Annotated in this window: 6 protein-coding genes and 2 tRNA genes; 1 reads left to right on the top strand and 7 read right to left on the bottom strand. The window is 69.5% G+C overall.

The features are described from left to right. From ACWGKQ_RS51440 to ACWGKQ_RS51425, 4 genes are all read right to left on the bottom strand, one after another. Positions 1-73: transfer RNA gene (locus ACWGKQ_RS51440), tRNA-Met, on the bottom strand. Between the two features lie 85 nt (positions 74-158). After that, positions 159-2,000, bottom strand: a complete 1,842-nt coding sequence (locus tag ACWGKQ_RS51435; RefSeq protein WP_453299050.1) for a sel1 repeat family protein — start codon at positions 1,998-2,000, stop codon at positions 159-161. A gap of 279 nt (positions 2,001-2,279) precedes the next feature. Continuing rightward, a tRNA-Met gene (locus ACWGKQ_RS51430) sits at positions 2,280-2,353 on the bottom strand. An 83-nt stretch (positions 2,354-2,436) separates the two neighbouring features. Beyond that, positions 2,437-5,433: a UPF0182 family membrane protein gene (locus ACWGKQ_RS51425; RefSeq protein ID WP_453299049.1), complete on the bottom strand. Its 2,997-nt coding sequence runs from the start codon at positions 5,431-5,433 to the stop codon at positions 2,437-2,439. A gap of 192 nt (positions 5,434-5,625) precedes the next feature. On the opposite strand from ACWGKQ_RS51425, the gene ACWGKQ_RS51420 reads away from it, so the two are divergent. Beyond that, entirely contained in the window at positions 5,626-6,168 is a 543-nt protein-coding gene (locus ACWGKQ_RS51420) for a PPA1309 family protein (RefSeq protein WP_453299048.1), read from the top strand. Positions 6,169-6,277: 109 nt separating this feature from the next. Here the strand turns inward: ACWGKQ_RS51420 and ACWGKQ_RS51415 are convergent, their stop codons facing one another. The 3 genes from ACWGKQ_RS51415 to ACWGKQ_RS51405 all read right to left on the bottom strand — a co-directional run bounded on the left by ACWGKQ_RS51415 (position 6,278) and on the right by ACWGKQ_RS51405 (position 8,179). Continuing rightward, complete coding sequence (locus ACWGKQ_RS51415) at positions 6,278-7,375, bottom strand: YlbL family protein (RefSeq protein WP_453299047.1); 1,098 nt, start codon at positions 7,373-7,375, stop codon at positions 6,278-6,280. A 60-nt stretch (positions 7,376-7,435) separates the two neighbouring features. Then, a complete protein-coding gene (locus ACWGKQ_RS51410) occupies positions 7,436-7,600 on the bottom strand; it encodes a hypothetical protein (RefSeq protein ID WP_453299046.1) in 165 nt (54 codons plus the stop codon). A gap of 117 nt (positions 7,601-7,717) precedes the next feature. Next, positions 7,718-8,179, bottom strand: coding sequence for a molybdenum cofactor biosynthesis protein MoaE (locus ACWGKQ_RS51405; RefSeq protein WP_453299045.1), 462 nt, complete (start codon positions 8,177-8,179; stop codon positions 7,718-7,720). Between the last annotated feature and the right edge of the window lie 183 nt (positions 8,180-8,362).

Genomic DNA, 8,362 nt, shown 5'->3' with positions numbered 1-8,362 from the left:
AGCGGGGACAGGATTTGAACCTGCGACCTCTGGGTTATGAGCCCAGCGAGCTACCGAGCTGCTCCACCCCGCGTCGATGAACAGAACACTACGTGAGGGACACGGGCAGAAGCAAATCAATACCGGTTACCCCACCTGACCTGCGGGAACGCACCGGCCTACGCCGAGAGCTCCTCACGCAGCGCGTCCCGGAGCCGCCCCGCCCGCTCGGTCACCTCCGCCGGGCCCAGCGCCACCGCCCGGTCGGCCCACCGCTGCCCCTCCGCGAGCTCGCCACGACGCGCGTAGACCAGGGCGAGCCGCAACGCCGCCCGCCCGTGCCCCGCGTCGGCGGCCCGCTCCCACCACACGGCCGCCTCCGGCTCGCTGCCCTCCCGGGCCAGCAGCAGCCCGAGGTTGAACGCGCCGTTGCGCGACCCGGCCTCGGCCGCCGCCCGGTACCAGCGCGCCGCCTCCACCACGTCCCCGCGCGCCGCGGCCAGCATGCCGACCCGCACCTGGGCCCGCCGGTGCCCCTGCGAGGCGGCCCGCTCGTACCACTCCTCGCACTCCGTCTTCACGTTCAGGGACGACTCCCCGAGCTCGTGCTCGGAGACCGCCGGCCGGCGTGCGTCGAGGACGGCGGCGAGCCGGTAGGCGGCCTCGGCGCTGCCCCCGCCCGCCGCGCACCGCAGATGGCGCTCGGCGGCGGCCTCGTCGCCCTCGCGCAGCCGGGCGATGCCGACCTGGAGGGCCGCCTCGGTGTGCCCGGCGGCGGCCGCCCGCTCGTAGCAGTGCAGCGCGACCCGGTCCTCGCCCCGCCCGGCGTAGAGGATGCCGAGATTGAACGCGGCGTCCACGCTGCCCGCCTCGGCGGCCTTGGAGAACCACGGCTCGGCGCCGCTCGTGTCGCCGCCCTGGAGGAGCAGGATGGCGAGCGCGTTCGCGGCCTCGCGGTGCCCGGCGTACGCGGCCCGCCGGTACCACTGCTCGGCCTGCACGGTCCGCCCCTGCTCCACGCAGAGCAGGGCGAGGTTGTACGCCCCGTTGTCGTCACCGGCATCCATCGCCGCCCGGTACCAGCGCTCGGCGGTCTGCGTCTCACCACGCTCGGCGTGCAGCGCGCCGAGCGCGTTCGCCGCGTTGCCGTCACCGTCCTGGGCGGCCCGCAGCCACCACACGGCGGCGCTCTCGGTGTCCCCTGCGTCGCGCAGCAGGAAGCCGAGCGCGCAGGCCGCCCGGGGCTCGCCGTCCTTGGCGGAGGTCAGGTACCAGCGCCCGGCCTCCTTGAGCTTGCCGCGCTTCTCCAGGATCGCGCCGAGGTGCAGCGCGGCCCGCCGGTGCCCGCGTGCGGCGGCCTGCCGGTACCACTGCTCGGCCTCGTCGGCGTCCGGAGTCCCGGCCGGGGTCTGGGTGCCCGCACCGTTGTCGGGCCCGGTCTCGCCCTCGCTCACGGCCGCCCTGCGGTCGAGGGCACGCGCCAGCCGGTACGCCGCCTCCCGGTGCCCCCGCTCGGCGGCGGCCCGCATCCAGGGCCCGGCGTCCGTGTCGCCCCGGTGCTCCAGCAGGTCGGCCAGCGCGTAGGCGCCGAGCGCGTGCCCCTGTTCGGCGGACTGGCGCAGCCAGTACTCGGCGGCGGGTTCGTCGCCGCGCTCGCGGTGGTGGCGGCCCAGCGCGTGGGCGGCGGCCGCGGATCCGGCGACGGCGGCGATCCGCCACCAGCCGGCCGCCTCCTCGGGGTAGCCGCGCTGATGCAGCAGGACACCCAGGTTGTTGGCGGCGGCCCGGTCTCCGGCGGCGGTGGCCGCGCGCAACTGCGGCTCGGCTCCGTCGAGGTCGCCACGGCGCAGCAGCATGGCGCCGAGCACACTCATCGACTCGACGTCACCGGCCTCGGCCCGGAGTCGGCAACGTGCCTCCTCAGCGGCCTCGGCGGCCTCGTCGCGGGTCGGCTCCTCGCCCGAAGGCTGCACAAATCGCCCTGTCTCGAACAGAGTTGCCTTGTCCCCCATAACGTTCATCGTCGCACCACCTGCAACCTGGGTACACCACGTATACCGCAGACCGTGAGGTCACTTCAGCGTTTTGTCGACATGCCCACAGAACGACAAGTCAAACACATCCCCGCCAACTCCCCACAGCGGCACGGCGGCCTCGTCCATCGGTACATGCGTTCGCCGCCCGTCCGGACACCGGGAGCCGTCCGGCGGGCCACCGGAGCCGTCCGGGCAGGCACCGCCGACCTGTCGCCACACGCACGAAGGCCCGGATCCCAAGAGGATCCGGGCCTTCGACTTCAGTAGCGGGGACAGGATTTGAACCTGCGACCTCTGGGTTATGAGCCCAGCGAGCTACCGAGCTGCTCCACCCCGCGCCGTTGCAGTGCAACCGTACCACGGCGCGGGAGGGCTTGATCACCAGCTCGTGACCACCCCGCTCGGGATCATCCGCTCCGGATCAGCCGCTCGGACTGGAACTCCCGCTCGGACTGGGGCTGGTGCTCGACGCGGGACTCGGACTGCTGCTGGCGGCGGGACTGGGGCTGCTGCTCGCCGTCGTGCCGCCGCCGCTGGTCTTGCCGGCCTTGGACTGCGCCTCCTCGGCCCGCTTGAGCGCGTCCTGGAGCTCGTCCTGCGCCTTGCCGTACGCCGTCCAGTCGCCCTTCTTCAGGGCCTCCTGGCCCGCCTCGAAGGCCTTCTGGGCGTCGTTCAGCGCCTCTTGGACGGTGGGGTTGGCGGACGTCGGCGGTGTGGTCGTCCCGGTGTCCGAGGATCCGGTGTCCGTACCGGCCGAGCCGAAGACCTTGTCGAGTGCCTGGTCGAGGGTGTCCTCGAACGCGGTCTTGCCCTCGTAGGTCACCAACACCTTGCGCAGCAAGGGGTACTTGACGCCGGCACCGCGTACGTAGACCGGCTCCGCGTACAGCAGCCCCCCGTCCAGCGGCACGGTCAGCAGATTGCCGTACTCGACGTCGGAGTCGCCGCCCTTGAGGAGCTTGATCGCGGCGGCGATGTCCTGTTCGGAGTTGAACTGGCTCTGGACCTGTTTGGGTCCGTCGACGGTCGTACTGGTCGGCAGTTTCAGGATTCTGATCTTGCCGTAGTCCTTGGAACCGGCCTCCGAGTCCACCGACATGAACGCGCTGAGGTTGTCCCGGCCGTTGGGCGTGAACGTCGTCGACAGCGAGAACGCCTGCGCACTCTGGTCGGGCATCTTCATGCTCAGGTAGTACGGCGGCACCGCGTCGCCGGAGTTGTTGCTCGGGTCGTCCGGCACCTGCCACACCTCGCTGCCGGTCAGGAACGTCTGGGCGTCCGTCACGTGGTAGCGGGTGAGCAGCTCGCGCTGCACCTTGAACAGGTCCTGCGGGTAGCGGAGATGGTCCATCAGGTCCTGCGAGATGGCGCTCTTGGGCTGCACCGTGCCGGGGAAGGCCTTCATCCAGGTCTTCAGCACCGGGTCCTCGGTGTCCCACTGGTAGAGCTTGACCTCGCCGGTGTACGCGTCGACGGTCGCCTTCACCGAGTTGCGGATGTAGTTGACCTGGTTCTGCTGGGCGACCACCGCGCGGGAGTTGTTGGTCGCGGTCAGCGAGTCGGCCGTCGTGTCACCGAGGGTCGTACGGGAGGCGTAGGGATAGCCGTTCGACGTCGTGTAGGCGTCGACGATCCACTGGATACGGCCCTTCACCACGGCCGGGTAGGCGTCGCCGTCGATGGTCAGCCAGGGGGCGACCGCCTCGACGCGCTCCTTGGGCGTGCGGTTGTACAGGATCCGCGAGCCCTTGCCGATCGCGCCGGAGTACAGGATCTGCGGCTCGTTGAACGCCACCGCGTACGCGGCCCGGTTGATCGGGCTGGAGAGGCTGACCCCGCTCTTGCCCGCGTAACTGGTGGTCTTCTCGCCGTTGTTGTCGGAGTAGTCGATCTCCTTCTGGGGACCGCCGACGATCGAGTACGTGGTCGTCTTCTCGCCGTAGTAGACGCGCTGCTGGTACGTGCCCAGGTCGCCCTTGGACGGCAGGTCGGACTCGGTGAAGACCGGCTGGCCCTGGTCGTCGGCCTCGGTGCCCTTGGCGGCGACCACGCCGTAGCCATGGGTGTAGCGGAAGTGGTCGTTGATCCAGTTGTTCTTCGGGATGCCGGCCAGGTTCAGCTCGCGCAGCCCGACGACGGTGTCCTGGACCTTGCCGTCCTTGGAGTAGCGGTCCACATCCAGGTTGGTCGGGAACGTGTAGTAGTTCCGCATCTGCTGGAGTTGCTGGAACGTGGGCGACACGATGTTCGGGTCCATGATCCGGAGGCTCGCCGTGGAGCCGACGTCGTCCCGGAGCTTGGTCTTGTCCGTGGTGTCGCTCTTGCCCGTGTACTCGGTGACCTGGGTGTCGTCGATGCCGTACGCCTCGCGGGTCGCCTTGAGGTTCTTCTGGACGTACGGGGCTTCCTTGGCCTGCTCGTTGGGCTGGACCTGGAACTTCTGGACGATCGCCGGATAGAGGCCGCCGATGAGGATCGCGGACAGGACCATCAGGCCGAAGCCGATCACGGGCAGCTGCCAGGTGCGCCGCCACAGGGTGGCGAAGAACAGCAGGGCGCAGATGACGGCGATGCAGAACAGGATCGTCTTGGCCGGCAGGTACGCGTTCGCGTCGACGTATCTGAGGCCGGTCCAGTTGTCGGTGGCCTTGAAGTCGCTGGACTTGACCGCCAGTCCGTAGCGGTCGAGCCAGTAGGCGACCGCCTTGAGAGCGACGAAGAGACCGAGCAGCACCGAGAGATGCCCGGTCGCGGCACCGGTGGCGCGCGCGCCGGGGCTGGTGACGCGCAGCCCGCCGTACAGGTAGTGGGTGAGCGCGGCGGCGATCAGGGAGAGGATCGCGGTGGCGAAGCCGAAGCCCAGCAGGAAGCGGTACCAGGGCAGGTCGAAGGCGTAGAAGGAGACGTCGAGGTGGAACTGCGGGTCCTTCTGGTGGAAGGGCACGCCGTTGACCCACATCAGCCAGGTACGCCACTGGCCGGCCGCGGACGCGCCGGCGATCAGCCCGACCAGCGCGGTGACCGCGAGCAGCAGCCACTTCTTGTACGGCGCGATGCCCATCCGGTAGCGGTCGAGGCTCTGCTGCTCCATGGACATGGCGCTCAGCGGGGGCCGCAGCCGGTGCGCGAGCCAGATGTTGAAGCCCACGGCGGCCGCCATCAGCAGACCGAAGACGGAGAACAGCCCGATCTTGGTCCACAGGGTGGTGGTGAACACCGAGGAGTAGTGCACCGACCGGTACCAGAGCCAGTCCGTCCAGAAGCCCGCGAACATGGTGAACGCCATGCCGAGCACGGCAAGGACGCCCAGTGTCAGGAGCAGGGTCCGGACCCGCCGGGACGGACGGCCCGCCGCTCTGATCCGTGGCCCCGTCGGGCCTCCGCCGCGGTCCGGCATCTGGAAAGCCAAGGTGCGCACCTCGAAGTCGCTGTTGTCGCCGTAGATCTGCTGTCGATCCGCTTGATCCGCTTTGATCCGCTTCTGTTCCGTCAGACCCTCGTCCTCGGGGGCCCTCCGTGGCCCCCCGTGATCGCGGGGCCACACCTATGCAACTTACTCACGGTTTACTCGGTTCCCGATTCCGGCCATGAACGAGGCAGGATTGTGACCATGTCCAACACTCCCATGGCAGCGAACCCGCTCACCCGGGCCGTCCTCGAGATCGACGAGTACACCTCCGGCCTCGGCTGGGACCAGCCCGCTCGCCTCTTCGCCCTCGTCGACACCGCACGGCTGCGCACCCAGGAACCGGCTCTGGCCGCCCAGCTCGGACTGGAGGACGAGTCCGCGACCACCGGTCTCACTCCGATCGAGCAGGACGAAGTGCCAACGGACAAGGCGCTGGACGAGTTCCTGGGCACCATCGCCTGGCCGGACGCGGTGGTCGGCTGCGCGCTCACGGTCGAGCGGCTGATGCTGCCGCCGTCCGCCGAGTCCCAGGTCCCCGAGGGGCTGAGCGAGGCCAGGCTGACCAAGTGGGTGGCGAGCCACCCGGACCGGCAGGAGGTCCGGATGACGGTCGGCGTGCTGCGCGACGGCAGCCGCGACTCGGCGGTGCGGCTGCGCGAGAAGGACTCGCCGACGGAGGTCCTCACCGGCCCCGAGCTGGTCCCGGGTCTGGCGGACGCCCTGAAGGCGACGTTCGAGGACTGACACCGCGGCCGGACGGGACCGGAAGGAATCGGAAGGCACCGGACGGCACCGGACGGCACCGGGGGCGCCCCTCGTCAGGAAGGGCGCCCCCGGCCGCGTGTACGCCGTCTCAGCCCTTGGTGGTGCACTTCGGCAGGGCGCCGGTGTCTCCGCTGCGGATGTCCTTGAGGGCGCCGAGGGCGTCGCCGATGGTCTTGACCTTGACCAGGGTGAGCCCGCTCGGGGTGCCCTTGGCGGCCTCGGCGCAGTTGTCGGCCGGGGTCAGGAAGTACTGGGCACCCTTGCTGCGCGCGCCGATGGTCTTCATCGAGATGCCGCCGATCGGGCCGACCGTGCCGTCGTCGTCGATCGTGCCGGTACCGGCGACGAACTTGCCGCCGGTGAGGCTGCCCGGGGTGAGCTTGTCGTAGATCCCGAGCGAGAACATCAGCCCCGCGCTCGGCCCGCCGACATCGGCGAGCTTGATGTCGATGGAGAACGGGAACGTGTGATCGGTCCCGGCGGAGATCCCGACGATGGCGCGCTTCGCGCCGCCGTCGTCGGAGGTGGCGGTGGTGATGGTGACGTTCTGCGTCTTGGTGGCCGTCTTGTTCGCCTTCACGGCGGCGGCCTGCTCCTTGGCCGGGACGACGGTGAAGACGACCTTCTCGCCGGGCTTGTGCTTGGTCACCAGGGTGGCGACGTCGGCCGGCTGCTTGATCGCCTTGCCGTCGACGGCCTTGATCACGTCACCGGCGTGCAGCCTGCCCTCGGCCGGCGAGCCCTTGAGGACCGTGGAGACGATCACCCAGGACTTCACCGGGACGTCCAGCTCCTTCAGGGCGGCGACCTTGGCGCTCTCCTGGGACTCGCTGAATTCCTCGGCGTTCTCCTGGGTGGACTGCTGCTCCGTCTTGCCGTCCGGGTAGAGGGTGTCGTGCGGCACGACCTTGTTGTCGTGCGAGAGCCACCCGTAGACGGCCTCGAGGAGATTCATCTTGTAGTCGGCACTGGTGACCCTCACCGTGGTCATGTTCAGGTGCCCGGAGGCCGCGTAGGTCTTGTGACCCGAGATCTGCAGCACCGGCTCGCCGTCGTGGTCCCCGAGCGTGTTCACGGTCGGGCCGGGAGACATCTCCGAGTACGGCACGGTGATGAGCACTCCGGCGCACAGGAGCGCGATCAGCATCAGGGTGGAGGCGAGCATCGTCGCGGTGCGGCGTGGCATGCAAAGACAGTACGGGACGGGTCTGTCAGCGCACCGTCAGGGCCACCCGTCACACCCGCCTCAGCCGCCGGAGCGGGGCTTCTCCATGGCCTCGCGGAAGCGCGCGTACCCGTCGAGTTCCGGCCCGTCGCTGCGCGCCTTCCTGGTCCGGTTGGCCCAGCTGCCCCACACACCGGCACCGACCGCGGCCACAAGCGGAATCAGCAACCAGACGAGAGCCGCCATGCCGACCTCCCAACCCCATGAGCGTCCGCGACTGACTGATCAGCAGATTAATCACCTGTACCGACAACGCTCACGCGAGGGATACGGTTACGCAAGCGGAGGCCGGACAGGGGTCGTTCAGCAGGCCCCGACCCATTCCTCCGTCCCGTCCGAGAACTTCTGGTGCTTCCAGATGGGCACCTCGTGCTTGAGGTCGTCGATCAGCTTCCGACAGGCTTCAAAGGCGTCGCCCCGATGCGGACACGACACGCCGACGACCACGGCGAGATCACCCACCCGCAGGTCCCCCACCCGGTGCACGGCGGCCAGTGCCCGCACCGGGTACTCGGCGACGACCTTCTCGGCGATCCGCCGCATCTCGCTCTCGGCACTGGGATGACAGGAATACCCGAGCGCGTCCACATCGGCGCCGCCGTCATGGTTCCGCACGGTCCCCACGAACAGCGCGACCCCGCCGGCCGCGTCGTCCCCCACGGCCGCGAAGACCTCGTCCACGGAGAGCGCACTCTCCCGGATCCCGATCAGCTTCACGGGGTCGTCAGCGCCCCGCTCCCCAGGATGATCACTCACAGCAGCCATACCCCCATCGTGCCGCAAGCCCAGGACCACACGAAATACGACCAACACCAGGCACACGCGCGTGCGGCTTTGGAGACTCGCACAATTCAGCCCGTCCGGCGTTCGAGGATTCGAGGACGAGAGCCACAACTCAGCCCGTCCGGCGTTTGAGGACGAAGGCCGGTCGGCACCACATCCCAGCCC

It is taken from the genome of Streptomyces sp. NPDC054770 (assembly GCF_053611985.1).
The sequence above is the reverse complement of the archived record's forward strand: the minus strand, read 5'-3'. Positions and strand labels throughout refer to the sequence as shown.

Bases quoted from the DNA above. Each gene is read 5' to 3' on its own strand.
- ACWGKQ_RS51435 (WP_453299050.1), bottom strand. From the start codon at position 2,000: ATGAACGTTATGGGGGACAAGGCAACTCTGTTCGAGACAGGGCGATTT.
- ACWGKQ_RS51415 (WP_453299047.1), bottom strand. From the start codon at position 7,375: ATGCCACGCCGCACCGCGACGATGCTCGCCTCCACCCTGATGCTGATC.
- ACWGKQ_RS51420 (WP_453299048.1), top strand. From the start codon at position 5,626: ATGTCCAACACTCCCATGGCAGCGAACCCGCTCACCCGGGCCGTCCTC.
- ACWGKQ_RS51405 (WP_453299045.1), bottom strand. From the start codon at position 8,179: ATGGCTGCTGTGAGTGATCATCCTGGGGAGCGGGGCGCTGACGACCCC.
- ACWGKQ_RS51410 (WP_453299046.1), bottom strand. From the start codon at position 7,600: ATGGCGGCTCTCGTCTGGTTGCTGATTCCGCTTGTGGCCGCGGTCGGT.